This window comes from Streptomonospora arabica, assembly GCF_039531585.1.
GTDB lineage: Bacteria > Actinomycetota > Actinomycetes > Streptosporangiales > Streptosporangiaceae > Streptomonospora > Streptomonospora halophila.
This window is the reverse complement of sequence record NZ_BAAAQI010000017.1, coordinates 35385-50453: the sequence shown is the minus strand read 5'-3', so window position 1 is coordinate 50453 and position 15069 is coordinate 35385. Positions and strand designations below refer to the sequence as shown.

The window sequence follows — 15069 nt, the reverse complement described above, 5'->3', positions numbered from 1 at the left end:
CCGGATACCGCCCACTGCAGGACGCGGGCCGGCCGGTTCGCGGCGCACGGTCCGCCCGCGCGGTGCCCGTCCTCTCCTTCGGGGCGGTCGGGGGACGGTTTCCGCAGGCGGCCAGGGGGGTAGCCGGGGGCGTGACGCTCCACGACGGCGTGGCGGAGGTGGTCCGCATGCAGGTCTTTCGCGACCGCGACGACGGCGGGCGGCGGCTGGCCGACCGTCTCCTCGCACTGCGGCTGCGCGATCCCGTAGTGCTGACGCTGCCCCGCGGCGGGGTGCCCGTGGGCCGCGTGGTCGCCGAGCGGCTGGGCGCCCCGCTGGACGTGACCGTCGTACGCAAGATCACCAGCCCCGACTTCCCGGAGACCGCGGTGGGCGCCGTCACGGCCGAAGGCGCGCCGATCATCAACGACCGGCTCAAGCGCATGGTCCACCCCGATCCCGACGTACTGGCGGACAGCATCGAGAAGGAGCGCGCCGAGGCCCGGCGCAGGGTCGAGGCCTACCGCGGCGAGCGCCCCGCACCGCGGGTCGCCGGGCGCGACGTGGTGGTCGTCGACGACGGCCTCGCCACGGGCATGAGCGCCCGGGCGGCGCTGTCGGCGCTGCGCGAGCAGGGGCCGGCGTCGCTGACACTGGCGGTACCGGTGTGCTCCCCCGAGGCCGCCGACGCCCTGGGGGATGTGTGCGACCGCGTGGTGTGCGTGCTGTGCCCGCCGCGGTTCCAGGCGGTCAGCCTGTGGTACGAGAGCTTCCCGCAGGTCGACGACGCCGAGGTCCAGCGCATGCTGGCCGGCGCCGGGGCCTGAGCCCCGGTGCCTCTACGATGTCGCCATGCCGGCGCATCTCGAACTCCAGGACTACGTTTCCGCGATCACGCGAAGCGGCGAAGTGTTCCGCGGCGCGGCCGAGCGCGCCGGCCCTGCGGCGCGCGTGCCGACGTGCCCGGACTGGACGGTCGCCGAACTCGTCGCCCACCAGGGCATGGTGCACCGGTGGGCCGCCGCCGTCCTCCGCGGGGACGGCGACCACGACACCGAGCGCTCCCACGCCGAGGGAGCGGCGGCGCCGGACCCCTTGGCCTGGTTCTCCGCCGGTCTCGCCGACCTGGTCGAGACGCTGCGCGCGGCCCCGGACGACGCGGAGGCCCCGGTGTTCTTGAAGAACGCGCCGCGGCCGCGGCTGTTCTGGGCTCGCAGGCAGGCGCACGAGACCACGGTGCACAGCGTCGACGCGCTCTCCGCGGCTCTGGGCGCGCCGCCGCCGACCGCCGACGCGCCGGTCACGCCGGCCCTGGCGGCGGACGGGATCGACGAGCTGCTCTGCGGCTTCCTGCCGCGGCGGAAGAGCAGGCTGCGGTCTCCCCAGCCCCGCACCCTCCTGGTGCGGTGCGACGACACCGGCCACTCCTGGTCGCTGCGCATCAGTGAGGAGCCCGTCGTCGCGGTAGCCGGCGCCCCGGCCGCAGCAGAACCCCCCGACGCGGTGTTCAGCGGCACGGCGGTGCAGCTCTACCTCGCCCTGTGGAACCGCGGCCGCGAGGTCGCGGTCGACGGCCTCCCGGAGCTCGTCGAGCAGTGGCGCGCGCAGGCGCGCGTCGAATGGGGGTGAGCCCCGCGCACCGCCGCACCGAGCGGCGCGCGGGGCGCGGGGCGCGGGGCGCGGGGCGCGGGGCGCGATCGGCAAAGGGATCTTGAATCGATTTTATCGAATCCCTTCCCGACTTCTCCCGACCGTGTTATGTTCGTTCGCCCAGAGGCAATTGAAAGCGCTTTCAACTGTAAACGGAGCGGCCAGGATTCCCGTGGCCGGGGAGGTTTCGCCGAACGCCCTCGCACCACCACCCGCTTCGAGACCGCACCCGGGAATCCGGACCGACGACCGATCAAGCCCCATCCCCCACCGATCCCCAGCGCCGGTCCGCGGCAGGCGGAGCCCGCCTCCGTGCTTCTCCGTGCGGCGGCGCTCGGGGAGCGAGGAGCACTCGGATGACAGACGGAATTCCCCCGACCCGCGGCCGGGGCAGAACCCGGCTGCACGCGGCCGCCGCGGCGGCGGCCGCGTGGGCCATGGGCGCGGCCCTCCTGGCGGCCCCGCCGGCGAGCGCGGCGGCCGGCTGCAGCGTCGACTACACCGTCAACCAGTGGAACAACGGCTTCACGGCCCAGGTGGCGATCACCAACCTCGGCGACCCGATCGACGGCTGGACGCTGGAATGGGAGTTCGCCGACGGCCAGGCCGTCACCGGGTCCTGGAACGGCGAGGCCACCCAGTCGGGGTCGAGTGTGCGCGTGGACAACGCCGCATACAACGCAGCGATCGCCACCGGCGGCACCGTCGAGTTCGGCTTCCAGGCCACCCACAGCGGAACCAACGACGCTCCCAGGGCCTTCACCCTCAACGGCACGGTCTGCGACGGCTCCACCGGCGGCGGGGACGACGGCGGCGGAGATGACGGCGGCGGGGACGGCGACGACGACGCCTCGGGCCGCCAGGTCGAGGCCCTCGACCGCGGCCCGGTCAGTGTGCGCAGCGGCGACGGCAACCTGGTGGGCTGGCGGATGCTGGCGACCGACCCCGGCGGCGTCGCCTTCAACGTCTACCGCGGCGGCACCCGGGTGAACTCCGAGCCCCTCACCGGCGCGACCTCCTACCTGGACTCCCCGGCCCCCTCCGGCGCGGAGTACACCGTACGGCCCGTCGTCGACGGCCGGGAGCAGGAGGCTTCGCGCTCGGCTCTGCGGTTCGGCCGGGGCTATCTGGACGTCCCGCTGCAGCGGCCAGCGGGCGGCAGCACCCCCGACGGCTCCTACAGCTACTCGGCCAACGACGCCAGTGTCGGCGACCTCGACGGCGACGGCGCCTACGAGATCGTGCTCAAGTGGCAGCCCGACAACGCCAAGGACAACTCCCAGTCCGGCTACACGGGCAACACCATCGTCGACGCCTACGAACTCGACGGCACCCGCCTGTGGCGCATCGACCTGGGCCGCAACATCCGCGCCGGCGCCCACTACACCCAGTTCGCGGTCTACGACCTGGACGGCGACGGCGCGGCCGAGGTCGCCATGAAGACCGCCGACGGCACCGTCGACGGCCGGGGCGAGGCCATCGGCGACGCGGACGCCGACCACCGCAACAGCGGCGGCTACATCCTCTCGGGGCCGGAGTACCTCACGGTCTTCGAGGGCGCCGATGGCGCCGAGCTGAGCACCGTCGACTACCTCCCCCCGCGCGGCAACGTGGCGGACTGGGGCGACGACTACGGCAACCGGGTCGACCGGTTCCTGGCCGGAGTGGCCTACCTCGACGGCGAGCGGCCGAGCCTGATCATGGCGCGCGGCTACTACACCCGCTCGGTGATCGTCGCCTGGGACTGGCGCGACGGCAGGCTCACCGAGCGCTGGACCTTCGACAGCGACGAAGCCGGCTCCGCCTGGGCGGGCCAGGGCAACCACCAGCTGAGCATTGCCGACGCCGACGGCGACGGCCGCGACGAGGTGGTCTACGGCGCGATGGCCGTGGACGACGACGGCAGCGGCCTGTGGAACACCGGCTACGGCCACGGCGACGCCCTGCACGTGGGCGACTTCCTGCCCGAGCGCGGCGGACTGGAGGTGTTCGACATCCAGGAGCGCACCGGAGGCGAGGCGGGCGCCCACCTGAACGACGCCGCGACCGGCGAGACCCTGTGGCGCAAACCCACGGCCGACGGCCAGGAGGGCCCCGGACGCGGCGTGGCCGCCGACGTGTGGGCCGGCAACCCCGGCGCGGAGTTCTGGGCGACCGGCGGCGGGATCAGCGGCCTGTTCGACGGCCGGGGGAACAACGTCGGCCGCACGCCGTCCTCGGCGAACTTCGCGGCCTGGTGGGACGGCGATCCGGTGCGCGAACTGCTCGACGGCACGCACATCGACTCCTACGGCCCCGACGGCGACGAGCGCCTGCTGACCGGCGAGAACGTGGCCTCCAACAACGGGACGAAGGCCACTCCGGCGCTGAGCGGCGACATCCTCGGTGACTGGCGCGAGGAGGTGGTCTGGCGCACCGAGGACAGCAGCGCCCTGCGCATCTACTCCACGCCGCACCCGACGAACGTCCGGATGCCCACGCTGATGCACGACACCCAGTACCGGGTGGCCGTGGCCTGGCAGAACACCGCCTACAACCAGCCGCCGCACCCGAGCTTCTTCCTCGGCGACGGCATGGACGCGGCTCCCCTGCCCGACGTCCACACCCCCTGACCCGCCCTTCGCGGAAGCGCGCGGCCCGCCGGCACCGGTGCCGGCGGGCCGCGCCGCGCTCGTGCCCGGCGGAAGGCCGAAAGCCGTGCCTCGGCAAAGGAGGCCGCAGCAAGGCGAGGGGCCGGTCGGCGCGCGAGGGACCGGCCGTAGGGCGGAACGGGCAGCGGCGGCGGAGGCCTCAGGCCTCTCAGGTCCGCAGGGCGCCCAGGTGCTCCACGAGGCCGGCCAGCTCGGGGTCGGCGGCACTGAGGTCGAGGGCCTCGGCGAGGACGGACTCGTAGACCGGCACGGCCCGGCGGAACACGTCCATGCCGTGCTCGGTGATCCCGGTGTAGACCCCGCGCCGGTCGTGCTCGCAGTTGCGGCGCTCGGTCAGGCCGGTGCGCTCCAGGCGGGTCACCATGCGGCTGACCGAGCTCTGGTTGAGGTTGACGGCGTCGGTGAGGTCCTGCATGCGCATCTCGCCGTCGGGGGCGCCCGCGCACGCCGAGAGCGCGAGGAACTCCGAGAGCCCGATGCCGAACCCGCGGTGCAGGGCGCGCTCCACGAGTGCGTCGACCCGGCTGTGCAAAGCGACCAGGCGCGTCCACAGCGCACCGGTCGCCGACAGCTCCGCCGGCGCAGCGGGCGGAGTGGTCCGGGGACCCTGCTCAGCGGTGATGACCGGCCTCCTCGTACTCTTCGCCGCCGGCACCGGCCGATCGGCGCGGAGGCGGCGGTGCCCAGCATATTCGATGCACCATCGATGCAGACCGATACACCGGCGGCACCCAGGGCGTGCGTCCCGACGCCACGTGCCTTGTGGGAGAGGAGGAGCGCGCCAAGAAACAGATCGAAGAGGCGTACCGACGCCACGGCGGCTAGCGACGCCCCACCGACGTGGCCGTGTATTGGCCGCAGATCCTCACCGACGCCCCGGTCCGACCACCGACAGCCACCGACGCATGACTAAGCCTCCTGGCCTGTAACCGCAGGCCGGGGGCGTTTTCCATGTTCAGGAAGGGTGGGCGCGAGAGGACTCGAACCTCCGACCACCCGCTTGTAAGGCGGGGGCTCTGCCAACTGAGCTACACGCCCGGATTGCGGTGCCGATCCGGTGACAGGGAAATCGTACCGGCTCCGCGGGGCGGCGGGGCCGGTTGCGGGCCGCGGTCAGGCGAGGTCGGCGAGCGCCTTGCGGTAGTCGTCGACGTCGCGCGGCTCGGAGATCGGGTTGACGACCTTCCATCGGACGGCGCCGGACTTGTCGATGACGAAGGTCGCGCGCAGCGCCACTCCGCGGGTCTCGTCGAAGACGCCGTAGGCCCGCGCGGTGCCGCCGTGCGGCCAGAAGTCCGACAGCAGCGGGAACTCCAGGCCCTCCCGGTCGGCCCAGGCCCGGTGGGCGAACATGGAGTCGACCGAGACCGTCAGCAGCTGCACCCGGTCGTTGACCAGGTCGCCGGACGCCTCGCGCAGCGCGGTCAGCTCGCCCCGGCACACTCCGGAGAACGCCAGGGGGTAGAAGACCAGCACGACGTTCCTGCGGTCGGCGAAGTCGGCGAGGCGCACGGTCTGGCCGTGCTGGTCCGACAGCTCGAAGTGCGGCGCGGCCTCGCCCGGCTCGATCGACATGGGCCCTCCTGCGAACGTGCTGACACGGGGCGAGTGCCGCCCGCCGATGCCGACGGACGGCACACCCGCGGGTCACCCTATGGCAATCCGCTCCGCAGACGCCGTCCCGGCCGGGAACGGGAGCCGCTCAGCGCTGCACCTTCGGCGCGACGAGGCGTGTCCCCGACCAGTTCGCGCCGGCGCTCACCGCGCTGGTCTGCGACAGTCCGGCCGTGGTGGACGCCTCGGCGACCTCGCTCGGCGCGACGTGCCCCTCGCGCCCGGGCTTGGGGGTCAGCACGAGGATGATGCCCCCGCCCTCCACCGCGCCGAGAACGTCGACCAGGACATCGGTGAGGTCGTCCTCCTCGTCGCTCCGCCACCACAGCAGCGCGGCGTCGACGACGCCGTCGTAATCCTCGTCGACCAGCTCCTCGCCGGTTCGCTCGGCGATCGAGGCGCGCAGCTCCTCGTCCACGTCGTCGTCGAACAAGAATTCCTGCACCACCTGACCCGGTTTGAATCCGAGTCGGTCGGCCAGGCCACGTTCGCTTTGTGCCTGGCCCGCGGTCGCGCTCACGAAAGTCCTCCTCCACAAGTTCTGCTCTTCGCGCCGATCCCGCAGATGTTCCGGCGGGCCGACCGTGCGCGGTCCCGTATCACCGGGGCGACCCCGCTGTTGAGGGCTAAGTTCACACGCTGGGGACCTGATCCGTCAACGCGCCTGCGCCCTGAGGTGTACTGCACTTACCATCCTGTCCGCTATCCGGCGCCCGTCAAGAACGAGAGGCGGACTTGCCTGGTCGGATTGTCGATATTGGTGTCGACGAACGCGATGGACTGCCAGGTTCCCAGCTCAAGGCGGCCGCCGACCACGGGTACCGTGGCCTGGGGCGGAATGAGCGCGGGGAGCACGTGGTCGCGGCCGTGGCCGTAGGAGCCGTGGCGGTGCCGCCACCGGTCGTCCTTGGGCAGCAGGTCGCCGAGCAGCGCGAGCAGGTCGTCGTCGGAGCCGGCACCGAGCTCCATGATGCCCACGCCGGCCGTGGCGTGCGGCACGAAGACGTTCAGAAGGCCGTCCCCGCCGGTCTCGGCCACGAAGTCCCTGCACAGGCCCGTGATGTCGGTGATGCTCTCGGACCCTCCGGTGCGCAGGTCGAGAAGTTTTGTCCGCATGCGGCAACGCGTACCCAGTGAGGCGCCCCCTGCAACCTCCACAGGGACCGGATCGACGGTGGCCGCCGGGGCCTCCGGCGGCCATACTCGGATGCACAAGATCCGGGCGGCCCGTTGCCGTTCGGATACCGCCGACCGACATCCAGGGAAGGGGGGCGTGTGGGCAACGGCCTGCGCCTCGGCCCGCTGCTGCGGCACGTGACGGAGACGACGGCGACCATCTGGGTGGAGACCGAGGCGCCGTGCGAGGTCGCCGTCACCGCCGGCGGGTACACGGCCCGCTCCGGGACGTTCACCGTGCACGGGCACCACTACGCGCTCTGCGACCTGCGCGGCCTGCCGCCCGGTGCGGCGCTGCCGTACGAGGTGCGGCTGGACGGCGAGACCGCCTGGCCGCAGCAGGGCGCCGGCCGCCCGCCGAGCGTGGTGCACACCCTCGACGCCGCCGCTCCCGCCCGCGTGCTCTTCGGCTCCTGCCACACCCCCACCGAGCACTCCCGCGCCAGCGTCCTGCGCTACGGCGTCGACATGCTGCGCGCCTACGCACTGCGGCTGGCGGCCGCGCGCAGCGGCGCCCCGAGGGCGGACGGCTCCGCACAGAGCGGGTCCGGCGCCGGGGCCGCGGCAGCCCTCCCGGAGGGCGGCGAGAACGAGCCCTCGCTGCTGCTGCTCATCGGCGACCAGGTCTACGCCGACGAGCTCCAGCCGGGCATGACCGACTACCTCGCGCGCCGCCGGGCGCACGCCCGCGCGCGGGGGCAGGGGGCGGCCGGCTCCCGGCCCCCCGACGAGGTGGTCTCCTTCGACGAGTACGCCGAGCTGTACCGCCAGTCCTGGTCGGACCCCGACATCCGGTGGCTGCTGTCGACGGTTCCCACGCTGATGCTGTTCGACGACCACGACATCCGCGACGACTGGAACACGTCGGGCACCTGGCGGCGCCAGATGGAGCAGAACCCGTGGTGGCGGCCGCGCATCACGGCCGGGCTCGGCGCCTACTGGATCTATCAGCACCTGGGCAACCTCGCGCCGGACGAGCGCGCGGCCGACCCGGTCTTCGCCGAGGTCCTCCGCGCGTCTGCGTCGGCCGGCCCCGCATCCGGCCCCTCCCCCGCCGCGGCGGAGGCCGGACGCGCTCCCGCCGGTACGGCCGCGCACGGCGCCGCCGCGGACGCCGACGCCGAGGGCACCGGCGCCCTCCGCCGCGAGGCCCCGGCCTCCGGCGGCGGTCCCGCGCAACCGGCCGGTGCCCCCTTCCCCGCCGCGGAGGGGGACGCCCCGGCCGCCGCCGACGCCCCCGGGCCCGCGGAGAAGGCCGCCGCCGGGACCTCCGACGCGGCCCCCGTCGTCGACGCCTTCGCCTGGCGGTCCCACCAGGAAGCCGACAGCTACCGGTGGAGCTTCCGCTTCGACATCGGCCGCGACCGCCTGCTGATGGTCGACACCCGGTGCGGCCGCGTCGTCGACGACGACACCCGGCGCAGCATGCTCGACCCCGTCGGCGCCGCGTGGCTGGACGAGCAGCTCACCGGCGACGTGGACCACCTCGTCGTCGCCAGCACCCTGCCGTTCCTGCTGCCGGCGGGCGTCCACCACCTCGAATCCTGGAACGAGGCCGTGTGCGCCGGCGCCTGGGGCCAAGCCATGCGCCGTCCCGCCGAGAAGGTGCGCCAGGAGATCGACCTGGAGCACTGGGCGGCCTTCCAGTCCTCGTTCCGGTCGGTCGCCGACACCGTGCTGCGGGTGGCCGCGGGCGAGCGCGGCGCGCCGCCCGCCAGCGTGCTGTTCCTCGGCGGCGACGTGCACTTCTCCTACCTGGCGCGCGCCCGGGCCGCCGGCGCGGCCGCCGATCCGGCCGGCGGCGGCACCCGCATCGCCCAGCTCGTGTGCTCGCCCACGTGCAACCGGATGCCGGCGGCGCTGCGCGAGATGACCTGGCTGAGCGTCCGCGGAATCGTCGCCGCGATCGGCTCGCTGATGGCCCGCGCCGCGGGAGTGCCCCGATCCCCGCTGCACTGGCGCATCGAGGGCGGCCCCTGGTACGACAACTCCCTGGCCGCCCTGGTGCTGGACGGCCGCAGCGCCGAGGTGGTGTGGTCGCACTCGCCGGTGGCCAGGCGCACCGTCAAGCGGCTCACCCCCAACGAGTCCCCGCGTCCCGACGTGCGCGAACTGGCGCACCACGTACTCACGCCCTGACGCCCGCGGGGCCCGACCGCGCCGGTCCGCGCGGCCGCCGGCGCCCCGGGCCGTCAGGGCACCCGGTAGTCGTGGTCGCGGGCGTCGGTGATCGCCATGTGCCCGGGAGCGTGGGCGATGGCGAACTCCGGCGCCGAGGCCGCCACCGCCGCCTGCGGCGTGACCCCGCACGCCCAGAACACCGGGACCTCGCCGGGGCGGACCTCCACCGGATCGCCGAAATCGGGGGCGTCCAGGTCGGCCACGCCCAGCCCCGCGGGATCGCCCACGTGCACCGGCGCACCGTGCACCGACGGGTACCGCGCGGTGATGCGCACGGCGTCGGCGACCCGCTCTGCCGGAATCGGCCGCATCGACACCACCAGCGGCCCCGCCAGCCGCCCGGCGGAGCGGCACGGGCGGTCGGTGGTGTACATCGCGACGTTGCGCCCGGTCTCGATGTGGCGCAGGGGGATGCCCGCCTCCAGCATCGGCGCCTCGAACGTGAAGCTGCACCCGATCAGGAACGCGACGAGGTCCGGACGCCAGTAGGCGGTCGCGTCGGCCGTCTCGGCGACCAGGCGGCCGTGCTCGTAGACCCGGTAGGCCGGCAGGTCGCTGCGCAGGTCGCCGGCGAAGACCGGCGCCGACACCTCCCCGGGCTCGGTGACCTCCAGCACCGGGCACGCCTTGGGATTGCGCTGGGCGAACAGCAGGAAGTCGAGGGCGAGGTCCCGCGGCAGGGCGATCAGGTTCGCCTGGGCGTAGCCGGCGCAGTAGCCCGCGGTGGGCACGCGGAGGCCGGCGCGGAACCGCTCGCGCGCCTCTCCGGGCGCCAGGCGCGCCGGGAGCGCGGGCGCCGCGCGGGGCGCGCCGGGGTCGGCTGGGGCATCGGACATGTCAGGACCTCCGTATCCTGCTCAGGGGCGCGGGGCGGACGCCTCCGCCGGGCCGGCGAACGGCGGGCCGACGAACGCCGGGCGGCCGCGCCCACGGCGACGGCCCGGTGCGGGGCGCCGGCGCGCTCACCGGTGGAACCTCAGCGCGGTGCCGGGTCGGGCCTGGGCCGCGCGGGAGACGTCGGCGGCGACCACGACCGCGATGACCGGGTAGCCGCCCGTGACAGGGTGGTCGGCCAGGAACAGCACGGGGCGCCCCTCCGGGGGCACCTGCAGCGACCCCGGTACCATCCCCTCGCTTGGCAGCTCGCCGCCGCCGCGCCGGGACAGGGCCGGGCCGGACAGGCGCGCGCCGATCCTGTCGCTGCGGGAGGTGACCTCGTAGGCCGAGGAGAGCAGGACGCCCAGGGCGCCGTCGTCGAACCAGTCGTCGCGCGGGCCCGGAACGACCCGCAGGCTCAGCTCCCGCTCCGGGAACGGGCGAGCCGGCACCCAGTCGACCGCCGGCAGGTCGCGCGGCGGGGGGCCGACCGGAAGCACCGTCCCCTCCTGCGGCGGCGGCGGACCGAGGCCGGCCAGGGTGTCGGTGCTGCGCGAGCCCAGAACGGGCGCCACGTCGAATCCCCCGCGCACCGCGACGTAGCTGCGCAGCCCGCTCGGCGGGGCCCCCAGGTGCAGCTCGGCCCCGTCGGGCAGGTGCAGGACGGTGTCGGCGGCCGCTCCGCGGCCGTCGACCTCGACGGGGCAGGGGGCGCCGGTGACGGCGGCGGTCACGGCACCGCGCGCCCGCAGCACCAGGCCGCCCATGGTCGCTTCGAGCGCCGCGGCGCCCTCGCGGTTGGCCAGCAGCCGGTTGGCCAGCGCGTAGGAGGTCCGGTCGGCGGCCCCCGAGCCGCCCACGCCCAGCGCCGCGTGCCCGCGGCGCCCGCTGTCCTGCACGGTGCTCAGGGCGCCTGTGCGCACGACTTCAACTGCCGGCATCGGCGCGGCCGCCCCCTTCGCTCCGCCCGCTTCTGCGCCCGTTGATCTGCTGAGCGCCCTGCTCCCCGTTCTGCGCGGCCGTCCGACACGGCGCGGCGGCCGAACCGGCGCCCCGGCGGCGCGCCGGAGGCGGCTCCTCGGTGAACCGCACCCGCACGCCGGGGCGCAGCAGCGCCGGCGGATCGCGCTCCAGGTCCCAGGTCACCACGTCGGTGCGGCCCAGGAGCCGCCACCCGCCCGGCGACGCACGCGGGTAGATGCCGGTGAACTCCCCTGCCAGCGCGACGGCGCCGGGCGGCACGCGGGCGCGCGCCTCGCCGCGGCGCGGCACGTGCAGCCGGGTGTCGTCGCACACCAGGTAGCCGAACCCCGGTGCGAAGCCGCAGAAGGCCACGGTCCACTCGGCGCCGGTGTGGACGGCGACCACGTCGCGCTCGCTGAGCCCGGTCAGCGCCGCGATGTCGGCGAGGTCCTCGCCGTCGTACTGGACGGGCACCTCCAGCTCGCCCGCTCGGGCGCGCTCGCCCCGCCGCGGCCGCAGCCGGCCCACCGCCTCCGCCACCGCATCCGCGTCGCCGCCGTCGGGATGCATCCGCAGCAGCACCGTACGGGCGGCGGGGACGATGTCGGTGACACCGCGGGGCGGGTCCTCGACGAGGGCCGCCTGCAGCGCCAGCGCCTCGTCGAGGTCGGCGACCTCCACCAGCACCCCGGAGTCGGCGCACCTCAGCACGCGCATGCTGCTGCTCCTTCTCCGCAGGCGCGTGCGGCGGCGCGCGCCCGTCCGGCCGCGCGCCGCCGGGCGAATCGGGCCGGCTCCCCTGCGGCGGGCCCCATCACGCGTCCCCGGCGGGCGCTGCGGACCCGGTGAAGGGTGCGAGCTCGACGCCCGCGCCGCGCAGCCGTTCGGCCACCGCGCGGGCGATCCCGACGGCGCCGGGGCTGTCGCCGTGCACGCACAGCGACTCGGCCTGGATCCGCACCGGCGTCCCGTCGACCGCCGCGACGGGTTCGCCGCGCACCATGTCCAGGCAGCGCCGGGCGATCTCCTCGGCGTCGTGCAGGACGGCGCCGGGCGCGCGCCGGGAGACGAGGGTGCCCTCGGGGGTGTAGGCGCGGTCGGCGAAGGCCTCGCGGACCGTGCGCAGCCCGGCCTGCTCGGCGCGGCGCAGCCACACCGATCCCGGCAGGCCGAGCACCGGCAGGCCGGGGTCGTAGAGCGCGACCGCCTCGGCGACCGCCGCCGCCTGGTCCTCGTGGTGCACGATGGCGTTGTAGAGCGCGCCGTGCGGCTTGACGTAGCGGACGCGCTCGCCGGCCGCGTGCGCCATGGCCTCCAGCGCGCCGATCTGGTAGAGCACGTCGTTCGTCAGCTCGGCCGGCGGCATGTCGATGAACCGGCGGCCGAATCCGGCGAGGTCGCGGTAGCCGACCTGGGCGCCGATGGCCACTCCCCGCTCGGCGGCGCCTGCGCACGCCTCGCGCAGCACCGTGGGATCTCCGGCGTGGAACCCGCACGCCACGTTGGCGCTGGTGACGACGGACAGCAGCGCGCCGTCGTCGCCCAGCCGCCAGTTGCCGAAGCTCTCTCCCAGGTCCGAGTTGAGGTCGATGCGCATCGTCTGGTCCCCGTTCCTCTCGATTGCCGTGCGGCGGCGCTGCCTGCCGCCGTCCCGGTGCCCCCGGCCTTCCCTGCTCCCCCGCGGCCCGCCGGCCCGCCGATCCGTCGGCGGCCCGGCGGCGGGGCGCACGGTGCGCCCGAAGCCCCTACTGCCACAGGTCGGCGATGCCGCCCAGCGCGTTGGCCGCGATGTAGACGGTCACCAGCCAGGCCAGGACGCCGAGGCCCAGCAGCCAGGCCGGGTAGCGGTAGCCGTGCAGCAGGTCCGCCCGGCGGCGCGCGGCCACCCAGAGCATGATGCCCAGTCCCACCGGCAGGATCAGCCCGTTGAGGGCGCCCGCCAGGATGAGCAGGGTCGCCGGCGCCTGGCCCAGCCCCAGGAACAGCACGGTGCACAGCGCGATGAACGCGGCGACGAGCCAGTTGCGGTTGCGGGCCATCCCGGCCGAGAACGTCGAGATGAACGAGACGGAGGTATAGGAGGCGCCGATGACGGAGCTGATCGCCGCGGCCCACATGATCAGCCCGAACAGCCGGCGCCCGGTCTCGCCCGCGGCGGCGGCGAAGGCGGCGGCCGGCGCGTTGGGCGAGTCGAGGATGGCCGCGCCGCCGGTGACCACGCCCAGCACCGCGAGGAACAGCAGCACCCGCATGACGCCGGTGACGATGATGCCCACGATGGAGGTCTGGGTGACGGCGCCGACGTTGCGGATGCCGCCCAGGCCGTTGTCGACGAGGCGGTGGGCGCCCGCGTAGGTGATGTAGCCGCCCACGGTGCCGCCGATGAGGGTGACGGTGGCCAGGAACAGGTCGTCGGTGACCCGGCCGGGCAGCACCGCATGGCGTAGCGCGTCGCCGACCGGGGGTTGGGATACGAAGGTGACGTAGAGCGTCAGGCCGATCATCAGCACGCCCAGGGCCACCAGGATGCGGTCCAGGGCCACTCCCGCACCGCGCAGCACGAACAGCGCGACGGCGACGGCGGCCGAGAGCGCGCCCCCGAGCTTCATGTCGATGCCGGCCAGGGCGTCCAGGCCCAGAGCGGTGCCGGCGATGTTGCCGACGTTGAAGACGATGCCGCCGAAGACCACGAGCGCGGCCAGTACGTAGCCGGCGCCCGGCAGCACCTTGTTGGCCAGGTCCTGGGCTCGGGTCTCGGCCACGCCGATGACACGCCAGATGTTGAGCTGCACGGCGATGTCGACCAGGACCGAGACCAGGATCGCGAACGCGAACGCGGCGCCCAGGCGGGCGGTGAACTCGGTGGTCTGGGTGATGAAGCCGGGCCCGATGGCGCTGGTGGCCATCAGGAACATCGCGCCGAGCAGACCGCTGTTCAGCAGTACGCGCCGCGTGCGCGGCGGTTTGGGGGCGACCTCGGGGGTTTCACTCATGCGGTCCCTCCTGGGGGGTGGATGCCGAAGCGGTGAGGCGCTCACCGCTGCGTGAGACGCCCATCACAGGGATTGTTGAACAATACTTCAATACTCCAATTTCTGCCAGGTTTCCGGCCGGGTCACGGCGTGTAACGCATGCATTCCCCCGCTGCCGCTCCGCTCGCGGCGGCGGGCGTGCGGGCGGGTGTGCGGGCGCTCGCGCCCATCGGGGAGAATGAAGCCGGGACCCGACGCAGTAGGAGAGGGAGCGCGCGTGACCGCCACCGGCGACTGGATCGACGATCTTCCCGACGCCGGGGACGATCTGGAGCGCTCCAGTACCGCCGAGCGCGTCGCCGACCTGCTGCGCGGCCACATCATCAACGGCGCCCTGGCGCCGGGCGCGCGGCTGTCGGAGGAGCGTCTGGGCCGCAAGTTCCGGGTCTCGCGCAACACCCTGCGCGAGGCGTTCCGGCTGCTGGGCCACGAACGGCTGCTCGTCCACGAGTTCAACCGCGGCGTGTTCGTCGCCAAGCCCGGCGCCGAGGACGTGGTCGACATGTTCCGGATGCGCCGGGCACTGGAGCTGGCGGCCGTCCGCTCGGGTCCGCAGGCACCCGCCGAGGCGGTCGGCACCGTGGGCGCCGCGGTCGAGCAGGGCGAGGGGGCGCGCGCGCAGGGCGACTGGGAGGGCATCGGCACCGCGAACATGGCCTACCACCGCGCGATCGGCGGCCTGCTGGGCAGCCCGCGCGTGGACGAGACGATGCGCCAGCTGCTCGCCGAACTGCGCCTGGCCTTCCACGTGATGGCGGCGCCGCGCGACTTCTACGCCCCCTACCTGGACCGCAACCGCGCGATCTACGAGCTGCTGGCCGCGGGCTCGTTCGACACCGCCGCCGAGGAGCTCGCGGGCTACTTCGACATCGCCGAGAACCAGCTCGTGCGCGCCTTCACCGCTCCACCGCGCGTCTGAACGCCGCCCCGGCCGCGGGGCACAGCGC

At 74.4% G+C, this 15069-nt stretch carries 13 protein-coding genes, 1 tRNA gene and 1 pseudogene; 5 read left to right on the top strand and 10 right to left on the bottom strand.

Annotated elements, in window-relative coordinates; genetic code table 11:
• The first annotated feature begins 131 nt into the window (after window positions 1-131).
• From ABD284_RS21300 to ABD284_RS21290, 3 genes are all read left to right on the top strand, one after another.
• Complete coding sequence (locus ABD284_RS21300; protein ID WP_344146495.1) at window positions 132-806, top strand: phosphoribosyltransferase; 675 nt, start codon at window positions 132-134, stop codon at window positions 804-806.
• A 25-nt stretch (window positions 807-831) separates the two neighbouring features.
• Window positions 832-1608: a maleylpyruvate isomerase family mycothiol-dependent enzyme gene (locus ABD284_RS21295; protein WP_344146492.1), complete on the top strand. Its 777-nt coding sequence runs from the start codon at window positions 832-834 to the stop codon at window positions 1606-1608.
• A 458-nt stretch (window positions 1609-2066) separates the two neighbouring features.
• Window positions 2067-4241 carry a rhamnogalacturonan lyase family protein gene (locus ABD284_RS21290; RefSeq protein ID WP_386699657.1) on the top strand — a complete coding sequence of 725 codons (2175 nt, stop codon included), beginning with the start codon at window positions 2067-2069 and terminating at the stop codon, window positions 4239-4241.
• Window positions 4242-4428: 187 nt separating this feature from the next.
• Here the strand turns inward: ABD284_RS21290 and ABD284_RS21285 are convergent, their stop codons facing one another.
• From ABD284_RS21285 to ABD284_RS21265, 5 genes are all read right to left on the bottom strand, one after another.
• Entirely contained in the window at window positions 4429-4935 is a 507-nt protein-coding gene (locus ABD284_RS21285; protein ID WP_344146487.1) for a MarR family winged helix-turn-helix transcriptional regulator, read from the bottom strand.
• A 310-nt stretch (window positions 4936-5245) separates the two neighbouring features.
• A tRNA-Val gene (locus ABD284_RS21280) sits at window positions 5246-5318 on the bottom strand.
• Between the two features lie 75 nt (window positions 5319-5393).
• Entirely contained in the window at window positions 5394-5855 is a 462-nt protein-coding gene (locus tag ABD284_RS21275) for a peroxiredoxin (protein ID WP_344146485.1), read from the bottom strand.
• A gap of 127 nt (window positions 5856-5982) precedes the next feature.
• Window positions 5983-6414 (bottom strand): DUF3052 domain-containing protein, encoded by a 432-nt coding sequence (locus ABD284_RS21270; RefSeq protein WP_344146482.1) that lies wholly within the window; start codon window positions 6412-6414, stop codon window positions 5983-5985.
• Window positions 6415-6596: 182 nt separating this feature from the next.
• Window positions 6597-7010, bottom strand: coding sequence for a YjbQ family protein (locus ABD284_RS21265; protein WP_344146480.1), 414 nt, complete (start codon window positions 7008-7010; stop codon window positions 6597-6599).
• Window positions 7011-7169: 159 nt separating this feature from the next.
• Between ABD284_RS21265 and ABD284_RS21260 the strand changes: the two genes are divergently transcribed.
• Window positions 7170-9209 (top strand): DUF7800 domain-containing protein, encoded by a 2040-nt coding sequence (locus ABD284_RS21260; protein ID WP_344146478.1) that lies wholly within the window; start codon window positions 7170-7172, stop codon window positions 9207-9209.
• A 53-nt stretch (window positions 9210-9262) separates the two neighbouring features.
• Here the strand turns inward: ABD284_RS21260 and ABD284_RS21255 are convergent, their stop codons facing one another.
• The 5 genes and pseudogenes from ABD284_RS21255 to ABD284_RS21235 all read right to left on the bottom strand — a co-directional run bounded on the left by ABD284_RS21255 (window position 9263) and on the right by ABD284_RS21235 (window position 14083).
• Window positions 9263-10087, bottom strand: coding sequence for a putative hydro-lyase (locus ABD284_RS21255; protein WP_344146476.1), 825 nt, complete (start codon window positions 10085-10087; stop codon window positions 9263-9265).
• Window positions 10088-10213: 126 nt separating this feature from the next.
• The gene (locus tag ABD284_RS21250) at window positions 10214-11068 is read right to left on the bottom strand and encodes a 5-oxoprolinase subunit C family protein (protein ID WP_344146473.1); all 855 of its coding nucleotides are present in this window, start codon (window positions 11066-11068) and stop codon (window positions 10214-10216) included.
• A 136-nt stretch (window positions 11069-11204) separates the two neighbouring features.
• Window positions 11205-11807: pseudogene (locus ABD284_RS21245) on the bottom strand (5-oxoprolinase subunit B family protein); the annotation flags it as partial.
• Between the two features lie 97 nt (window positions 11808-11904).
• Window positions 11905-12687, bottom strand: coding sequence for a LamB/YcsF family protein (locus tag ABD284_RS21240; protein WP_344146470.1), 783 nt, complete (start codon window positions 12685-12687; stop codon window positions 11905-11907).
• A 148-nt stretch (window positions 12688-12835) separates the two neighbouring features.
• Window positions 12836-14083 (bottom strand): NRAMP family divalent metal transporter, encoded by a 1248-nt coding sequence (locus tag ABD284_RS21235; RefSeq protein WP_344146467.1) that lies wholly within the window; start codon window positions 14081-14083, stop codon window positions 12836-12838.
• A 256-nt stretch (window positions 14084-14339) separates the two neighbouring features.
• Here ABD284_RS21235 and ABD284_RS21230 point away from each other — a divergent pair, with 256 nt between their 5' ends.
• Window positions 14340-15041: a GntR family transcriptional regulator gene (locus ABD284_RS21230; protein ID WP_344146464.1), complete on the top strand. Its 702-nt coding sequence runs from the start codon at window positions 14340-14342 to the stop codon at window positions 15039-15041.
• Window positions 15042-15069: the final 28 nt, after the last annotated feature.

Coding starts and splice junctions, on each gene's coding strand:
- ABD284_RS21295 (WP_344146492.1), top strand. CDS start 832: ATGCCGGCGCATCTCGAACTCCAGGACTACGTTTCCGCGATCACGCGA.
- ABD284_RS21290 (WP_386699657.1), top strand. CDS start 2,067: ATGGGCGCGGCCCTCCTGGCGGCCCCGCCGGCGAGCGCGGCGGCCGGC.
- ABD284_RS21275 (WP_344146485.1), bottom strand. CDS start 5,855: ATGTCGATCGAGCCGGGCGAGGCCGCGCCGCACTTCGAGCTGTCGGAC.
- ABD284_RS21265 (WP_344146480.1), bottom strand. CDS start 7,010: ATGCGGACAAAACTTCTCGACCTGCGCACCGGAGGGTCCGAGAGCATC.
- ABD284_RS21255 (WP_344146476.1), bottom strand. CDS start 10,087: ATGTCCGATGCCCCAGCCGACCCCGGCGCGCCCCGCGCGGCGCCCGCG.
- ABD284_RS21250 (WP_344146473.1), bottom strand. CDS start 11,068: ATGCCGGCAGTTGAAGTCGTGCGCACAGGCGCCCTGAGCACCGTGCAG.
- ABD284_RS21240 (WP_344146470.1), bottom strand. CDS start 12,687: ATGCGCATCGACCTCAACTCGGACCTGGGAGAGAGCTTCGGCAACTGG.
- ABD284_RS21235 (WP_344146467.1), bottom strand. CDS start 14,083: ATGAGTGAAACCCCCGAGGTCGCCCCCAAACCGCCGCGCACGCGGCGC.